We start from the raw sequence: 15,978 nt of genomic DNA, 5'->3' as shown, positions 1-15,978 counted from the left end.
GCACAAACGACTTAATCCCCTCCGTCCCCTTTTTCCCTCAGCCTTCCAGCGCGTCCAGATAGCTGCGGCGCCAGTGGTTGATGTCGTAGGTGCGCAGGTGATCCATCATCGCGTGCCAGCGCTCCTTGCGCCTGCTCAGCGACATCGTCGCTGCCGTGGCGATGGCGTCGGCCACGCCGTCCAGATCATGTGGGTTCACCAGCAGCGCCTGCTTCAGTTCGTCTGCGGCGCCAGCCAGCAGTGACAGCACCAGCACGCCCGGATCTTCCGGGTCCTGCGAGGCCACGTATTCCTTGGCCACCAGGTTCATGCCATCGCGCAGCGGCGTGACCAGGCCGACCGCCGCCGCCCGGTAGAAGCCGGTGAGGGTGGCGTGCGTGAAGTTCTGGTTGACGTAGCGCAGCGGCGTCCAGTCGGGTTCGGCGTGGCCACCGTTGATGTGGCCGGCGATCTGTTCCAGCTGGCTGCGCAGCTGCCGGTACTCGGTGACGTCGCCGCGCGAGACCGGCGCGATCTGCAGGTAGGTCAGCGAGCCGCGCTGGTCGGGGTGGCGCTCAAGATAGCGCTCGAAGCCGAGGAAGCGCTCGGGCAGGCCCTTGGAGTAATCCAGGCGATCCACGCCGATCGCCAGCTGGCGATCACGCAGGCTGTTGCGCAGGTTCTTTACCGCGGCCTTGGTGGCGGCGGTGCCGGCCTGCCGTGCGATCAGCTCGGTGTCGATGCCGATCGGGAAAGCCGCCGCACGGAAGCGGCGCCCGCCCGGCGCTTCCAACTCACCGTTGTCGAGTACGCGACCGCCACCGAACAGGCGCAGGTAAGTCTGGAAGCGATCGGCGTCGCGTTGGGTCTGGAAGCCGACCAGATCGTAGGCGTACAGCGCGGAGAACAGCCGCAGGTGGTCGGGCATCGCCTGCAGCAGGTCGGCCGACGGCATCGGGATATGCAGGAAGAAGCCGATGCGGCAGCCGATTCCACGCTCGCGCAGCAGTGCGCCGAGCGGGATCAGGTGGTAATCGTGGATCCAGACGATGTCGTCCTCGCGCAGCAGTGGCGCCAGCTTGTCAGCGAACAGCGCGTTGACCTTATGGTAGGTCTCGCGCGTGCCACGGTCGTAGTCGACCAGATCAAGACGGAAATGCAGCAGCGGCCACAAGGTGCGGTTGGCAAAGCCGTTGTAGTAGCCGTCCACCTCGCGCTTGCTCAGGTCGAGGGTGACGAATTCGATGTCACCGTCCTTCTGCGTGTGCAGCGTGCCGCTGCCATCACGCACGCTCTTGCCACTCCAGCCGAACCACATGCCGCCGCGTTCCTTCAGCGCGGCCAGCAGGCCCACCGCCAGGCCACCGGCACGGTTCTCGCCCGGCACCGCCACGCGGTTTGAAACCACCACCAGACGGCTCACGATGCCTCCTGCCAGGACCGCGACAGGCGCATCGCGGCGGTGATCAGGCCGACGTGCGAATAGGTCTGCGGGAAATTGCCCCAGGCCTCGCCGCTGTCGAAGGCCAGATCCTCCGACAGCAGGCCCAGGTGGTTGCGCTGCTTCAGCAGCAGCTCGAACATCTCGCGTGCTTCGTCCATGCGCCCGATCGCCGCCAGCGCATCGATGTACCAGAAGGTGCAGATGGTGAAGCTGGTTTCCGGCTCGCCGAAGTCATCCGGCGCGACATAGCGGTACAGCGAATTGCCATGCTTGAGGTCGCGGCCGATGGCGTCGACGGTGGCAATGAAGCGCGCATCCAGCGCGTCGATAAAGCCGATGTCGGCCAGCAGCAGCAGCGAGGCATCCAGCCGGTGGCCACCAAAGGTATCGGTGAAGTGGCCCAGCTCCTCGTTCCAGGATTCGGCCATGATGCGGGCGTGGATGGTGTCGGCGCGCTCGCGCCAGTAGCGTGCGCGGTCATCGCGCTTCAGGCGCACGGCGATCTTGCACAGGCGGTCGCACGCCGCCCAGCACATCGCGCTGGTGTAGGTGTGCACTTCGGTGCGGCCGCGGAACTCCCACAGGCCCGCATCGGGTACGTCGTGCAGGGCGAACGCCTGTTCGCCCAAGGGTTCCAGGCGGGCGAAGGTGTGCGCATCACCCGGGTCCTGCAGGCGCCGGTCGAAGAACAGCTGCGTGGAGGCCAGCACCACGCTGCCGTAGACATCGTGCTGGCGCTGCACCCAGGCCAGATTGCCGCGGCGCACCGGTCCCATGCCGCGGTAGCCGGACAGGCTGGGTACTTCGTCCTCGTCCAGCTTGGCCTCGAAGCCGATGCCATACAGCGGCTGCAGCGTGCCGTCGGTGGTGGCCAGGTTGAAGATGTAGCCGAGGAACTGTTCCATCGTGCGCGTTGCGCCGAGGCGATTCAGTGTGCGCACCACGAACGCGGCATCACGCAGCCAGCAATAACGGTAGTCCCAGTTGCGCACGCTGCCGGGGGCTTCCGGAATGGAGGTGGTCATCGCCGCGATGATCGCGCCGCTGTCTTCGTACTGGCACAGCTTCAGGGTGATCGCACTGCGGATCACCGCATCCTGCCATTCCAGCGGAATGGACAGGTAACGCACCCATTCACGCCAGTAGTCGCGGGTGCGCTGGAAGGCTTCCTGCACATAGCCACTGATCGAGCGGTTGAGCGATTCATCCACGCCCAGGATCAGGTGGATGGGATGGTTGAGTACGAACGGCAGGCCGTCGCGCACGAAGCGCACCGGCACGTCGGTGGTCAGACGCAGCACATGCTCGGGCAGGATCCAGCGCACGTGGTTGCTGCCCCAGGTGGACTCCGGCACGCGCGCGCCCCAGTCGGCCAGCGGGCGTGCGCGTACGGTGATGCGCGGGCTGCCGGCCAGCGGACGCACCTGGCGGATCAGGCTGACCGGGCGGTAGAAACGGTCGTTCTGGCGCCAGCGCGGGGCGAAATCGAGGATTTCCAGTTCGCCACCGTGCGCGTCGCGCAGGACGGTGCGCAGGATCGCTGTGTTGGTCAGGTATTCCTGCTCGCTGCTGGCGAAGTCCTCCAGCTCGATGGCGAAGTCGCCACCGGTCTGCTGGTTGGGACCGAGCAGGGCACAGAAGGTGGGGTCGCCGTCGAAGGTGGGCAGGCAGCTCCAGACAACGCGGGCACGTTTGTCGACCAGGGCGCCGAAGCTGCCGTTGCCGACCACGCCCAGATCAAGATCGGGTTGGGTCATCACGCGGTACATCTCGGTTGCGGCCGTGGGGTGGCCGGGTCAATAGGCATTCTCACGCAGCCAGGCGTGCACGCTGCGTATGTCGGGCAGCGCGAACACCGCCTTGCTGGGTTCCCGCTCGCCCACCAGCACGCTCCAGCCATGCTGGACGTTGGCGGCGTCGAAGCCGAATTCATCGGTGAGGTCATCACCGATGAACACCGGCAGGCGGCCGCGGAACGGCAGGTACTGCATCATCCGGCGCACGGCACGGCCCTTGTCGGTGCCGACGGGCACGAACTCGACCACATGGTCGCCAGGTTGCAAGCGGTAGCTGGCACGACCACGCACGTGGCGGTCGGCGAAGGCGCGGACATCGCTGGCGGCATGCGGTGCGCCGCGCCAGTGCAGGGCCAGCCCGACGCCCTTGTCTTCCACCAGCACGCCGGGATGCCCGTGGGCAAAGCGCATCGCCTGCTGGTGCAGTGCGTGCAGCCATTCGGCGGTGTCGTCGTCGTGTTCGTCGCGCAGCACACGACCATCCTGGCCACGCAGCTCATGGCCGTGCAGGCCGGCGGCAGGCAGTTGCAGGGGAGCGAACAGTTGATCCAGCTGTTCAAGCGGGCGACCACTGACCAGTGCCACGGCACCTTCCAGGCGGTCGCTGATGCGGCCGATGGCTTCACGCACATCTGGCAGCAGCTGCACGGCATCCGGGCGTGCAGCGAATTCGATCAGGGTGCCATCTACATCAAGGAACAACGCGCAGGCATCGTCCAGCAATGGAGGTGGCGGACGCAGGGGGAGCGGTTCAGCCATGACGCCCAGCTTGCCAGCGTGGGCGTGTACGTGGGGTCGAGGGCAGGCTACGGCCTTGCTGCGGTGGGTGCCGACCGTTGGTCGGCACAAAGGGGCAGCCTGCATTGAACCCAGGCAGTGCGGACCAACGGTCCGCACCCACCGAGAGCGATCACTTCCGGTGGGTGCCGGCCGTTGGTCGGCACAAAGGGCAGCCTGCATTGAACCCAGGCAGTGCGGACCAACGGTCCGCACCCACCGAGAGCGATCACTTCCGGTGGGTGCGGACCGTTGGTCCGCACAAAGGGTCAGCCTGCATTGAACCCAGGCAGTGCGGACCAACGGTCCGCACCCACCGAGAGCGATCACTTCCGGTGGGTGCCGACCGTTGGTCGGCACAAAGGGTCAGCCTGCATTGAACCCAGACAGTGCGGACCAACGGTCCGCACCCACCGAGAGCGATCACTTCCGATGGGTGCCAACCGTTGGTTGGCACAAAGGGGCAGCCTGCATTGAACCTAGGCAGTGCGGACCAACGGTCCGCACCCACCCAAGGCAATTACACCCAGAGCAATCAGAAGGTATAGCGGACGCGGCCGTAGTAGTACGCACCGTTGCTGCCGATCGGCGACAGTACGTCGTACGGCAGGTTGCCGAAGTAGTGGATATCGCTGTTGGATCGATCCGGGTAGTTGTCGGTCAGGTTCTGGCCGCCGATGGCCACGCTCCACTGCGGGGTGATGCGGTACTCGACCTCGGCATCCAGCTGCCACTCGGCCTGGTAGGTCTGGCGCGGGATGTAGCCGTCACCGAAGTTGAACACGCGGGTGGCGCTGCCGTAGCGGTTCACGCGGCTGCTCAGCGACCAGTGGTCGTTGCTCCAGGCTGCCGAGAAACTACCGCGCGTGCGCGGCGTGGCGTCGGTGAGCGTGTTGGTCTCTTCGATGCCGAACAGCACGTAGTCCGGGTTCAGTGCCCGCAGCTGCGCGGGCGTGGCCAGCACGTTCTTCAGCGTGGTCTTGGTGTAGGCGTAGGTGCCGGTCAGCAGCAGCTGGCCATCGCCCAGCGACTGGCGCCAGTTGCTCACCAGTTCGGCGCCGCGGGTGCGGGTGTCGGCGGCGTTGACGAAGAAGCTGGCGCTCTGCAGGCCACTGACGCCGTAGTTGGCGGCCACATAGTCGGTCAGTGCGTCGCCAGTGATGCTCTCCGACAGCGCGATGCGGTCGTCGATGTCGATCTGGAAGAAGTCCAGCGACAGGTCGAAGTGCTCACCGATGCGGCTGGTGAAGCCCAGCGAGGTGTTGATCGATTTTTCCGGCTTCAGGTCCTGCGCACCCAGGCCGCGCGCGATCGGATTGTTGACCGACAACAGGCGGCCCTGCACCAGCTGGCCGCCAGCGTTGTAGCCGGTGGAAGTGGATTCGTAGCCGATCTGCGCCAGCGACGGCGCACGGAAGTTGTTGGAGATGGCGCCACGCAACGCGAACGCCGGGGTGAATTCGTAGCGCAGGCCGAGCTTGCCGGTCAGTTCACCGCCGAAATCGTCGTTGTGCTCGTAGCGCGCGGCCAGATCGGTAGAGAACTTCTCGCCGAACTGGCTGGACAGGCTGGCATAGGCGCTGGCGACATCGCGCGACAGGCGCGCCGCATCCTGCGGGGTCAGGCCGCCACCGGCCTGCGAACCGGTCGGGCGGTCGGTGTACGGGCCGGCCGCATAGCTGGCCGGGTCGCCGGGACGGGTCTGGTAGCGCTCATGGCGCGCTTCCACGCCCAGTCCCAGGGTGTGGCTGATGCTCTCGCTCTGGGTGAACACGCGACTCAGATCGAGGTTGCCCACGGTCTGCGCGTATTCGTAGTCAGCGGTCTTGAAACGGGTCGGGCTGGTCGGGCCCAGGGAGGCGTTGAGCGAATCACGCAGGCGGTAGGTGAAGTCGTTCTGCCCGTAATCCAGGCTGCCGTCGTAGCTCCATTCGCCCCACTGCCCACGCACGCCGGCCACGGCCTGCACGTCGCGGTTCTCGCCTTCGGAGATCGGCCGGTAGCCGTTCGGATAGATATCCTTCCAGTTGGCATCGCCATCGGGGTAGCGGAAGTAGTTCGCGCCTTCGGTATCGCGCTGGTTGAAGGTACCGAATGCGTAGAACGTCGAGGTCTGGCCCACCGGGATCTCGGTGTTCAGCCACAGATTGATGTCCTTGCTCTTGCCATCGCCCAGCACGTAGTTGCGCTTGCCCTGCAGCGCCAGGTTGCCCGGGGTCTGGTCCCACGGCGGAATCTGGTCGAAGCCGGCGCGGTTGGTGCCGTTGCGGTGCTTGTATTCCAGGCCGACGCGCAGGAAGCCACCGTCTTCGCCCAGCGAGGTGCCGACCTTGGCGCTGATGTTGCCGGTCTGGCCGTCGGTGAGGGTGCGTCCGATCGGCTTGAGGTCGGTGTGGTTGGCACCGTAGCTGGCCTCGATCTCGCCACCGTCGCCGCCGTTGTCGAGGATTACGTTGATCACACCGGCCACCGCATCCGAGCCGTACAGCGCGCCGGCACCATCACGCAGCACTTCGATGCGCTTGATCGCACTGACCGGAATCGAGTTGAAGTCGACCGGGGTGGTGCCCTTGCCGATCTTGCTGTCGGTGTTGACCAGCGCGGTGTGGTGGCGGCGCTTGCCGTTCACCAGCACCAGCACCTGGTCCGGCGACAGGCCGCGCAGCTGCGCGGCGCGCACGTGGTCGGCGCCGCCGGAGTTGGACTGGCGCGGGAAGTTGAACGATGGCAGCAGCGCCTGCAGCGCGCTGCCCAGCTCACCGTTGACCACGCCGGCCTTGCGGATGTCATCGGCGGTGAGCACGTCTACTGGCGAGGTGGATTCGAGCACGGTGCGGTCGGCGGCACGGGTGCCGGTGACGATCACCGTGTCCAGGTTGGTGGCGTCCTGGGCCAGGGCCGGGAGGGCGGCGGAGGAAAGCGCGAGGGCGATGGCGAGGCCGAGCGGCGACGCGGGCAGGCGGACGGACATGGGGACTCCAGCAACAACGACGGCGGGGAAGGGGGAGATAGTTTCACTTACATCCATCCGGATGAAGCGATATATTATCTTCGCGTGATGACCGGTGCCGATGCAAGCCCCTGCCGGTCCGGCATGAGCTGATGCCCGGTTGGCATCAGCACGCCGGGCCAGTGGCGCTGTACGCTGCCGGCTCGCCTTGTCCCCCTTCCCCGGAGCTGTACCGATGAAACACCTTGGCCTCGTCTTCGCCGTGCTGCTGGCCACCAGCGGCTGTGCCAGCCTCTCTTCGCAGGCGCCCAGTGCCTATGCCACGGCCACTACCGCCGAACTGAAGGGCGATGCCGCACGCCCGTCCGATGGCCACGGCTGGGTACGCAGCGAGCTGTATTTCGGCGTGGGCGAGGAGCAGGGCGCGGGCAACCGTCCGCAGGCGGACACCATCAGCGAGGCGCAGTGGCGCACGTTCCTGGACAAGGAAGTGACCCCGCGCTTCCCGGATGGACTGACCGTATTCGATGCCTATGGCCAGTGGCTGTTCCGCGGCGATGCCTCGCCCAACCGCCTGCGCACCAAGGTGCTGGTGGTGCTGCATGAGGACACCCCGCGGCGTCGCGCCGATATCGAAGCGATCCGCCTGGCGTGGAAGCAGCAGACCCAGCATCAATCGGTGCTGTGGTCGCGGCAGCCGGTCGAGGTATCGTTCTGAGTTGAAGGCACCACCGCGGTGCCGCAGGGACCGATGATGAAACACAGGGAATGCGTGCTGGGCCTGGTGCTGGCGGGATTGCTGGCACCGTCGGCGCAGGCCAGTGGCGACGACGTCGAAACACTGCGGTTCCAGGTGGCCGCGCACGTGCAGGCGCACGCCGATCCCCAGCAGGATGGCAGCATCGCCGTGCAGCTGTCGCCGTCGGGAAAGCGCCAGACGCTGGCGGGCGCGGCCGATGCCGACGGCAATTCGCGCTGGGGTCTGGAGGACGTCGATTTCGATGGCTACCCGGAACTGGTCGCACGCGCCTCGGTGGGCATGGTCAATGAAGCGGTGACGGTGTACCGCTTCGATCCGGCCAGTGCTTCGTATCGCGTGCTGCAGGCCGACACCCACGGCAAGGACAGTTGTGGTGACCTGATGGGGCTGAGCGTGGAGGTTGCCACCCGCACCCTCACCAGCAGTTGCCGCAGCGGGCCGATGTGGTACGCCGACCAGTACCAGTACCGGTTCGCGGGTGCGAAGCTCTACCTGTACCGCGCCGAGAGCGTGTTGATGCTGGGCGATACATTGAACGCCGCGCTGCAGTGGGAACAGACCGACGAGCAGGGCCCGTTGGCGGTCTGGCGCACCTATGACCCCGCCGGTCGTGTGCTGGAGAGCGCCATTGCCGATGGCCTGGGTGCACCACCGGATGGGCCGTTGCGTGGTCAGCAGGCCACCGTGGTACCTGCGCGCCTGTTCCTGTTCGACCGGCCCGGTGCGTCCAGCACCAAGCGTTACCTCGTGCAGGGCGACCGCGTGGAAATGCTGGATGAACAGGACGGCTGGGTGAAGCTGCGCTACCGCAACCCGAAGCACGTCGCGGTGGAAGGCTGGATCAACGTCAACGACTGAAAAAGGGGACGGAGGGAATTAAGTCGTTTGTGGCACACACAACTTAATTCCCTCCGTCCCCTTTTTTTGCGGAGGCATCACTTCTACGGGTCTAGCCTCGGACGTTCCCCCGTTCGAGGATGTATCCGATGAGCAAGCGCGTGGCCGAAATCGTGGTGGACGCCCTGCAGCAGGCCGGTGTCCGCCGTTGCTACGGCATCGTGGGCGATACGCTCAACCATGTGACCGATGCGATGCATGGTAGTGACATTGCCTGGGTGCACGTGCGGCATGAGGAAGTAGCAGCCTTTGCCGCCGGCGCCGATTCGCTGGTCAGCGGCGAACTTACCGCCTGCGCCGGCTCCTGCGGCCCCGGCAGCCTGCATTTCATCAACGGCGTGTTCGAGAGCAACCGCAACCGCGCGCCGATGGTGCTGATCGCCAGCCAGGTGGTGACCAGCGAGCTGGGCATGGAATTCCCGCAGGAAGTGGACTTCAAGGCGGTCTACGCCAGTTGTTCGGTGTTCTGCGAGCAGGTGCACAGCGCCGAACAAGCGCGACGCGTGGTCACCCTGGCCTGCCAGGCCGCGATCAGCCGCCGTGGCGTGGCGGTGGTGATCCTGCCAGCCGACATCAGCCAGGCCGAGGTGAAGCACGATGTGCCGTTCTCGGTGCACTACACGCAGCCGGTGCTGCGCCCTTCCGACGCCGAACTGCAGCGCATCGCCGAGCTGCTGGGGCAGGGCAAGCGCATTGGTGTCTACGCGGGTGCCGGTTGCCAGGGCGCACACGCGCAGCTGCTGGAGCTGGCCCGGCGCCTGCAGGCGCCGGTCGCGCACACCTCGCGCGCCAAGGATTTCGTTGAGCCGGATAACCCGTACAACATGGGCATGACCGGTATCTTCGGCATCGAGTCCGGCTTCCACACGCTGATGGAATGCGACACGCTGCTGCTGCTCGGCGCCGATTTCGCCTGGGGCCAGTTCTACCCCGACAAGGCCACGATCATCCAGGTCGACCGCGATGGCAGCCACCTCGGCCGCCGCCACCCGGTGAACCTGGGTGTGGTGGGCGATATCGCGCCGACGCTGGATGCGCTGCTGCCGATGCTGCCGCCGCGCGAGGACAGCAGTTTCCTGGACGAATGCATCGAGCGTCGCGACAAGGCGCTGAAGAAGCGCGAACAGGAAGAACAGCCGGGTGAAGGCGAGCTGATCCACCCGCAGCACTTGACCGCGTTGCTGTCGAAGCATGCCAGTGACGATGCGCTGTTCACCGCCGACGGCGGCTCGCCGATGGTCTGGGTGCTGCGGCATATCCGGGTGAATGGCCGCCGCCGCACGCTGACCAGCTTGCTGCACGGCACGATGGCCAACGCGATGCCGCAGGCGCTGGGCCTGCAGAAGGCGTTCCCAGGCCGCCAGGTGATATCGCTGTCCGGCGACGGAGGCCTGGCAATGCTGCTGGGCGACCTGCTGACGGCAGTGCAGGAAAACCTGCCGATCAAGGTGGTGGTGTACAACAACAGCTCGCTGAACTTCGTCGAGCTGGAGCAGAAGGTGGAAGGGCTTCTGGACAACTACACCGATCTGAAGAACCCGGATTTCGGCCGCCTTGCCGAAGTGATTGGTTTCCACGGACGCACCGTGACCCGCAGCGAGGATCTGGAGGAAGCGGTGCAGGACTTCCTGTCGCAGCGTGGCCCGGCATTGCTGGACGTGCATACCAGCCGCGCCGAACTGGTGATGCCGCCGCAGATCGAGGCCAAGCAGGTGGCCGGAACGGCGCTGTATGCGGCCAAGGCGGTGTTGAACGGCCGCTTCGACGACGTGAAGCATCTGCTGGTGGACAACTTCCTGAAGAAGTAGGGGGGGGGGGGGGCGATGCAGGGCTGCGCCCTGCACCCGCCGACACCACGGCAACCGCCGAAGCAAGGTCAAAAGCAGGTTTGCCGTGGGTCGGCGGGGTGGGGCCGGTTGCGGGGGACGCTGCAAGTACGTCCATGTAAGCTCGGTCGCCGCATCCATGCGGCTCACGCCCCGTAACCGGACCCACCCCGCCTTCGACAGCTTCCTGCAATCTGCCGGAACGGGATATTGCACTGGTGGATGTCTACCTTGGTCGACACGGTGGATCCACGCCATGCGTGGATGAACGAAAGAATGATCGGAATGATCTTCTGTAGAGCCGAGCCATGCTCGGCTGAGAGGCTTCGCGTACAGCAGCCGAGCATGGGCTCGGCTCTACAAAGAGAGCCTGCCTTTGCTTTTGATCTTTTGATTCTTTTCCGTGGCTGGCACGCGCAGGAAACTGTCAGGGGCCGGGCGGGTAGGCTGCGCAGGGGCGTGAGCCGCATGGATGCGGCGACCGAGCTTACAGGGACGTACTTGCAGCGACCCCTGCGCAGCCTACCCGCCCGGCCCACCCCCTGAGGTCCGCTGTCCGCGACCAACCCAGCCACGAGGGGCCCCGCCGTTGGCTGGAACCCATCATTCCACCGCGGAATTGGCGCCCGGGCCCCGCTGGGCCTACCATCGGCGGTCCCCACCCCCACCACCCCTTCCATGTCCGCTCCCGCTTCCGCCGCACCGCGTCGCTGGTTCGTCTCCGGCGACTTCAACGGCTTCTTCGGCCTGGTCGTCGACAACCTCTCCATCCTCGGCTTCATCGCCATGGCCCTGGTCGGGATCTTCCAGTTCCCCGCCGACGTGGTGTTCGGCCGCATGTTCCCCGGCACGGCCTTCGGCGTGCTGGTCGGCAACCTGCTGTACACCCTGATGGCGCGCCGGCTGGCCGCACGTACCGGCCGCGACGATGTCACCGCCATGCCGCTGGGCCTGGATGCGCCGACCAGCATCGGCATGGCGCTGCTGGTGCTCGGCCCGGCCTTCCTCGCCTTCAAGCAGCAGGGCATGGACCCGCACGCGGCGGGCATCGCCACCTGGCAGCTGGGCATGGCCGCGCTGGTCATCATGGGCGTGCTCAAGTTCGTGCTGTCGTTCTTTGGCGAAGCGGTCACCCGCGCGCTGCCCCGTGCGGCGCTGCTGGGCTCCATTGCCGGCATCGCGCTGGTGCTGATGGGCCTGCTGCCGCTGCTGGAAACGCTACGCTCGCCGCTGGTCGGCTTCACCACGCTGGGCCTGCTGCTGTATGTGCTGATCGCCAAGGGCAAGTTGCCGGTGCGTGGCCCCGGCGTGCTGCTGGCCTTCGTGTTCGGCACCATTCTTTATTACGGCCTCGGCCTGGCCGGGTTGGGCGCGCCGGGCTTCCACGTGCCGGAATGGGTGCCGCCGCAGGTGGTGCTGCCGCTGCCGACGCTGGGCTTCCTCGACGGCCTGCCCACCGCGATGACCTACCTGCCGCTGCTGCTGCCGTTCGGCCTGCTGATGGTGGTCGGTGGCATCAACGTCTCTGAAAGCGCACGCGCGGCCGGCGATGACTACCGCACCCGCGACATCCTGCTGGTGGAAGCGGTGGCGACGCTGGTGGCCGGTGTCTGTGGCGGCGTTGCGCAGACCACGCCGTACATCGGCCAGCCGGCCTACAAGCACATGGGTGCGCGCAGCGGCTACACACTGCTGACCGGCCTGTTCGTCGGCATCGGCGGCATGCTCGGCATCATTTCCGGGCTGGTGCAGTGGCTGCCGCTGGCGGTGCTGGCACCGATCATCGTCTACGTGGCCATCGACATCACCACCCAGGCCTTCCAGGCCACGCCACGTCACCACACCGGTGCGATGGTGTTTGGTTTCCTGCCGTCGGTGGCCTACCTGCTGGCGATCAAGGCGCCGGGCTGGATCGCACCGGACCAGCTGCCGCAGCTGCTGACCAAGCTTGATGGCCATGGCCTCCCGGAACTGGCGGTGATCTTCACCCTTGGCAACGGCTTCATCATCACCTCGATGCTGTGGATTTCCGCCGTGGCAGCGATGGTCGATGGCCGCCTGCGTCGCGCCTGCGGCTTCCTGCTGGTGGCGGCGGTACTGACCCTGTTCGGCCTGACCCACTCGGTGGACCCGCGCGGCGGCATCTATCTGCCGTGGGATCTGGAAGGCCTGGCGCGCATCATCAGCTGGCAGTTCGCGGGCGCCTATGTGGCACTGGCGGTGCTGCTGGGGTTGTTGTCGCTGCAGAAGCAGGCGGTGAAGCCGCTGGGTGACGGCACCGATCATTGACCGGGGACGCTGGGCATGGCCCGGCGCTACCGATCTCTTTCCGCCTCGGGATGTTGTAGAGCCGAGCCTGCGCTCGGCTGCTCTGAGCCGAGCATGGCTCGGCTCTACAACAGGACTTGCAGGCGGCGGTATCAGCGCGCTCCATCCAGCTCGGGGTAGTGGCGGAAGATGCCTTGGGTGTTGAACGCCAGCCGCCGCTCCGAGCGCAGGTAGGCGGCGATGTTCGGCCGCTTCGCCACCCGCTCCTGCAGTGCACGCAGCAGGGGTAGGGTGGGGCCGAGTGCCTGCATGCGGCACGGGAACATGTAGTCCAGCCCGCTCAGCAGCTGGAACAGCGACAGATCCACATAGGAATGCTCGCGCAGCGCATGACGGCCACCGTTGGCGGCCAGCACCTGCTCGAAGTAGCCGAGGAACTTCGGCAACCGTTCGCCGCGCAGCGAGGTCGCACGTGCCTTGGCCTCGGTCTTCTGCTCTTCGTAGTACTTCGATGCAGCGATCGGATGGTGGGTGTCGTGCACCTCGGCGACCAGATCAGCGATGGTCAGCTGCAACTGCAGTGCCTGCATCCGCCGCGAGGCCGCTTGTGGCACCAGGTCCAGCGTCGGGCCGAGAAAATCCAGGATGGCCGCGACCTGCGCGATGACCTGGCGGCCCGCCTTCAGGAACGGCGGCGCGAAGGGCTGCGCACCTTCACTGCTGCCATCGAGAAACGGCTGCATCACTGCATCGCCGTGCACCCGCGCCATGTCGATGTAGTCGGCGCCGGCATCTTCAAGCGCCAGGCGCACGAACTCGCCACGGCCCTGGATGCCGGTCCAGTAATACAGCGCGTACTGCATGGCAGTGCCTCCACAGAACAAGACCCACAGCGTCGCGCGGGGCGTGCAAAGCAGGCGTGAGCGCGGCTCTGCTGCAGGCCCGAACCCGAACGGCAGCGGAACAGGTGGGGAACCCGTTGCAATCGGTGGGGTCACACCTTCTCCATGCGTGTGAAACGAGGTGCTGCATCATGCAGAGTGGAAAGGCGGTATGGCCCTGGGTGCTGGGTGTGGTGGTGATCGGTGGCGCGGGCGGTTGGTTGTTCCGCGATCAGCTGAAGAGCCTGGCAGACGGTGTCTCGGTGCCGGTGCAATCCTCCCCCGCCAGTACCGGCGCACCACCACAACCGCAGGCGGCCGCGGAACCCGCGCCAGCGCCACCGCCGATCAAGCATCCGCTGGATACTGAGGCCGCAGCTGATCCGGCGCTGCCGAAGCTGGCTGACAGCGATACCGCCGCCTGGGGGGCGTTGAGCCAGCTGTTCCAGGGCGAGGGACCGCTGACCTTACTGCTGCGCGATCACCTGATCCAGCGCCTGGTCACCCAGGTCGACAACCTGGACAAGCCCAGTGTGCCGCCCACTGCGCTGGCCGCACGGCCGCTGCCGGGCAGTCTGCAGGTCGAGCCCGCTGAGGGCGGCGAACGCATCGCCGCCAGCAACGCGGCTCGCTATGCGCCCTATGTGCAGGCATTCACCACGCTGGACCCGGCGGCGACGGCGACCGCCTACAAGCGCTTCTATCCGCTGATCCAGCAGGCCTATGCCGACCTTGGCCGGCCGGAGGGCTATTTCAACGACCGCCTGGTCGCGGTGATCGACCACCTGCTGGAGACCCCGGAACCGGCGCGGCCGGTGGCGGTGGTGCGTGATGAACGGGGCCGCTACCGCTTTGTCGATTCCGATCTGCAGTCGCGTTCAGTGGGGCAGAAGGCACTGCTGCGCATGGATGCCACGCAGGAGCGTGCGGTGAAACAGCAACTGCGCGCGATCCGAAGTTCAATCACACGTGGCTGAAGGCTGCAGCGGCAGATGTCATCGCCACCGTGATACGGTCGGCGTCGGGTAGACAGGAGTAACCTCGATGCATCGAATGTGGTTGGGAGTGAGTGCGTTGGTTGCCACGGCAGTGGCTTCGGCTGCCGCCGTGGAGATGCCGGACGGCGAACTGAGCGATCCCTATCGCTACACCCGCAGCGTGCGCCTCGCGGAACTGGGAAGGCTGCAGGCGCTGGGCAAGGCCCAGGGGGCAAAGGGACTGCTTGGCCAGGCGGGCTTCTACCGGGTGCGTGGTGAGCTGGAACGCTCCAGCAAAGCCGCCCAGCAATGCCTGCAGGCCGTGGCCAGTGAACCGGCCGACAGCGTGAAGGGGGTTGAGTACCTGTGCTCGGCCACCCTGGCCGGAAATCTGCTGCTGCAGGGCGATATCGCCGGATGGGCAACGCAGATGCTGCAGGTCCGCACGCTGCTGGAGCGCGATATCCGGCCGTTGTTGAAACGCCAGGTGGGCGACATCCATCTTGCCGGCATCAGTGAGCCGCATTTCGAGCGCTTCACCGCCTGGCCGCGCAATGCGCTGGCAGTGCCGGCGCCAGCCAGCGATGTCAGCGTTCCCCTGCAGATGAACAACGAACTGCCGACGCTCGCCCTGAAGGTCCGTACCGCCACCGGCGAACGCGAGGTGCGCGTGCATCTGGACAGCGGTGCGGCGCATTCGCGCATCGGGCGCACACTGGCGGCCGAACTCGGGCTGGCGCTGACCGAAGGTTTCATGGTGGCCGATGGCAAGCCCGGGCAGTTGTACGCGCTGGCGGCGCCGGCCGATCTCGAGATCGGCGGTCTGCCGGTGCGCGGCGTGTCCTTCGCAGTGCTGGGCCAGGACGACCTGCCACGCATCGGCCTGGACGTGCTGCGCGCGCTGGGCCGGGTGCGCATCAACAAGGATGCGCTGCTGATTCAGGCCACTGCCACCCCGGTGCCGTGCACGCGGCGGATGGCCACGCTGTCGACGCTGTGGGGGGATGCATATGACGTCCGTTATCCGATCCGCGCCGGCAAGCAGAACGTGCTGGTCAAGGTGGATACCGGCTTCAATGGCGCCTTCCAGGCCCGTGGAACGCTGCCGGCAGCGCCGCCCGCGTCTGCGATCCGGCGCAAGAACGTGATCACCACTGCGGGCAGCGAAGACATCCAGTACGTAGAGGCGACCACGCCGGTGATGATCGGCGAGGAAGTGCTGAACCTGCCGGTGGACATCGGCCTGACACCGGGGCCTGACCCCCTGTTCAACCCGGACTGGCGGGTGGGTTTCGCCGCGACCCAGCGCTACAGCCTGTACATGGACGTTGCCGGCACCTATGGCTGCCCGGTTGCCATTGCTGCCGCGCCGCCGCTGCTGCCACCGAAACCGGCTGCAGCGCCGCCTGCCGGCGGCTGATCG

At 66.4% G+C, this 15,978-nt stretch carries 11 protein-coding genes; 6 read left to right on the top strand and 5 right to left on the bottom strand.

Going from position 1 to position 15,978, the window contains the following annotated elements; translation table 11 throughout:
- Positions 1–37 precede the first annotated feature (37 nt).
- The 4 genes from otsA to ACW5IY_RS17115 all read right to left on the bottom strand — a co-directional run bounded on the left by otsA (position 38) and on the right by ACW5IY_RS17115 (position 6,967).
- The gene (otsA, locus tag ACW5IY_RS17130; RefSeq protein WP_010481544.1) at positions 38–1,402 is read right to left on the bottom strand and encodes an alpha,alpha-trehalose-phosphate synthase (UDP-forming); all 1,365 of its coding nucleotides are present in this window, start codon (positions 1,400–1,402) and stop codon (positions 38–40) included.
- Entirely contained in the window at positions 1,399–3,180 is a 1,782-nt protein-coding gene (locus ACW5IY_RS17125; RefSeq protein ID WP_049437333.1) for a glycoside hydrolase family 15 protein, read from the bottom strand. The genes otsA and ACW5IY_RS17125 overlap by 4 nt, the downstream gene beginning before the upstream one ends.
- 39 nt (positions 3,181–3,219) lie before the next feature.
- Positions 3,220–3,978: a trehalose-phosphatase gene (otsB, locus tag ACW5IY_RS17120; protein WP_049437277.1), complete on the bottom strand. Its 759-nt coding sequence runs from the start codon at positions 3,976–3,978 to the stop codon at positions 3,220–3,222.
- Between the two features lie 553 nt (positions 3,979–4,531).
- Positions 4,532–6,967 (bottom strand): TonB-dependent receptor, encoded by a 2,436-nt coding sequence (locus ACW5IY_RS17115; RefSeq protein ID WP_049433675.1) that lies wholly within the window; start codon positions 6,965–6,967, stop codon positions 4,532–4,534.
- A gap of 214 nt (positions 6,968–7,181) precedes the next feature.
- Between ACW5IY_RS17115 and ACW5IY_RS17110 the strand changes: the two genes are divergently transcribed.
- From ACW5IY_RS17110 to ACW5IY_RS17095, 4 genes are all read left to right on the top strand, one after another.
- Positions 7,182–7,664 carry a DUF3574 domain-containing protein gene (locus tag ACW5IY_RS17110; protein WP_049433676.1) on the top strand — a complete coding sequence of 161 codons (483 nt, stop codon included), beginning with the start codon at positions 7,182–7,184 and terminating at the stop codon, positions 7,662–7,664.
- A 36-nt stretch (positions 7,665–7,700) separates the two neighbouring features.
- Positions 7,701–8,564: an SH3 domain-containing protein gene (locus tag ACW5IY_RS17105; RefSeq protein WP_049433678.1), complete on the top strand. Its 864-nt coding sequence runs from the start codon at positions 7,701–7,703 to the stop codon at positions 8,562–8,564.
- A 128-nt stretch (positions 8,565–8,692) separates the two neighbouring features.
- Complete coding sequence (locus tag ACW5IY_RS17100) at positions 8,693–10,411, top strand: thiamine pyrophosphate-dependent enzyme (RefSeq protein WP_049433677.1); 1,719 nt, start codon at positions 8,693–8,695, stop codon at positions 10,409–10,411.
- Positions 10,412–11,107: 696 nt separating this feature from the next.
- Complete coding sequence (locus tag ACW5IY_RS17095) at positions 11,108–12,718, top strand: SulP family inorganic anion transporter (RefSeq protein ID WP_049434823.1); 1,611 nt, start codon at positions 11,108–11,110, stop codon at positions 12,716–12,718.
- A gap of 131 nt (positions 12,719–12,849) precedes the next feature.
- On the opposite strand, the gene ACW5IY_RS17090 is transcribed toward ACW5IY_RS17095, so the two are convergent.
- Complete coding sequence (locus ACW5IY_RS17090) at positions 12,850–13,560, bottom strand: glutathione S-transferase (RefSeq protein ID WP_049434821.1); 711 nt, start codon at positions 13,558–13,560, stop codon at positions 12,850–12,852.
- Between the two features lie 170 nt (positions 13,561–13,730).
- On the opposite strand from ACW5IY_RS17090, the gene ACW5IY_RS17085 reads away from it, so the two are divergent.
- Both ACW5IY_RS17085 and ACW5IY_RS17080 read left to right on the top strand, forming a co-directional pair.
- Positions 13,731–14,555: a DUF3014 domain-containing protein gene (locus tag ACW5IY_RS17085; protein WP_049434819.1), complete on the top strand. Its 825-nt coding sequence runs from the start codon at positions 13,731–13,733 to the stop codon at positions 14,553–14,555.
- An 88-nt stretch (positions 14,556–14,643) separates the two neighbouring features.
- On the top strand, positions 14,644–15,975 hold the full coding sequence (locus ACW5IY_RS17080) for an aspartyl protease family protein (protein WP_457326800.1): 1,332 nt from the start codon (positions 14,644–14,646) through the stop codon (positions 15,973–15,975).
- Positions 15,976–15,978: the final 3 nt, after the last annotated feature.

It is taken from the genome of Stenotrophomonas sp. C-A, from assembly GCF_054030835.1.
The sequence above is the reverse complement of the archived record's forward strand: the minus strand, read 5'-3'. Positions and strand labels throughout refer to the sequence as shown.

Bases quoted from the DNA above. Each gene is read 5' to 3' on its own strand.
- ACW5IY_RS17125 (WP_049437333.1), bottom strand. From the start codon at position 3,180: ATGACCCAACCCGATCTTGATCTGGGCGTGGTCGGCAACGGCAGCTTC.
- ACW5IY_RS17115 (WP_049433675.1), bottom strand. From the start codon at position 6,967: ATGTCCGTCCGCCTGCCCGCGTCGCCGCTCGGCCTCGCCATCGCCCTC.
- ACW5IY_RS17095 (WP_049434823.1), top strand. From the start codon at position 11,108: ATGTCCGCTCCCGCTTCCGCCGCACCGCGTCGCTGGTTCGTCTCCGGC.
- ACW5IY_RS17110 (WP_049433676.1), top strand. From the start codon at position 7,182: ATGAAACACCTTGGCCTCGTCTTCGCCGTGCTGCTGGCCACCAGCGGC.
- ACW5IY_RS17090 (WP_049434821.1), bottom strand. From the start codon at position 13,560: ATGCAGTACGCGCTGTATTACTGGACCGGCATCCAGGGCCGTGGCGAG.
- ACW5IY_RS17085 (WP_049434819.1), top strand. From the start codon at position 13,731: ATGCAGAGTGGAAAGGCGGTATGGCCCTGGGTGCTGGGTGTGGTGGTG.
- otsB (WP_049437277.1), bottom strand. From the start codon at position 3,978: ATGGCTGAACCGCTCCCCCTGCGTCCGCCACCTCCATTGCTGGACGAT.
- ACW5IY_RS17100 (WP_049433677.1), top strand. From the start codon at position 8,693: ATGAGCAAGCGCGTGGCCGAAATCGTGGTGGACGCCCTGCAGCAGGCC.
- ACW5IY_RS17105 (WP_049433678.1), top strand. From the start codon at position 7,701: ATGAAACACAGGGAATGCGTGCTGGGCCTGGTGCTGGCGGGATTGCTG.